Source organism: Mucilaginibacter flavus (assembly GCF_030409315.1).
GTDB lineage: Bacteria > Bacteroidota > Bacteroidia > Sphingobacteriales > Sphingobacteriaceae > Mucilaginibacter > Mucilaginibacter flavus.
This window is the reverse complement of record NZ_JAUFPS010000045.1, coordinates 1-590: the sequence shown is the minus strand read 5'-3', so window position 1 is coordinate 590 and position 590 is coordinate 1. Positions and strand designations below refer to the sequence as shown.

The window sequence follows — 590 nt, the reverse complement described above, 5'->3', positions numbered from 1 at the left end:
GTGGTATTCACCGCCTCTATGCCGTTCGGGTTGTCGCTGGAAAGGTCATCCCTCGGCGTGTCGGCAGCGACAAAATTAACCTGACCGTTGGCCGACGTAATATTGTCGAGCTCTACGCCATTTACATAGTTACGGACCTGTTTATACCCCCGCGCGCCCGTGCTGCCTGCCACACTGGTGGAGATCGTGTAGTAGCTGTAGTTCGATGACCGGTAGTTGAGTGTAATGGTATTGTTGCCGTCGGCAGACACGACTTTGTTCAAATACCAGCTTGAGATCACCTGGTCCCAGCCGAGCCCGCTCTGGGACGTAAACACTTTGGTGTATTCAACGGGATCGACGTCCGTCGTCGAGGGGGTTACGCCAAAATAGTACTTGACGCCGTCAGGGGTTGTAATTACAAAGGCCTGTATGCTCTTGGCGGACCCTTCCGTGTAGCTATACTCAATTTTTATATCCTGCTCGGGTAGCAGCATCGGCGTCCTGTCGTCGTTGAAGTAGAACTTGCCGGAGTAGCCGCCGAAGTTGAAGAAGAACAGGTCAGGCTCGGAATCAAACTCCCCGGACTGGAACCTGTCGTATTGTACAAG

1 protein-coding gene is annotated in these 590 nt (G+C 53.2%); it reads right to left on the bottom strand.

Annotation, left to right across the window (positions count from 1 at the left end; all coding sequences use genetic code 11):
- The coding region (locus QWZ17_RS23240; protein WP_290307715.1) for a hypothetical protein at window positions 1–590 on the bottom strand (590 nt) is incomplete at both ends.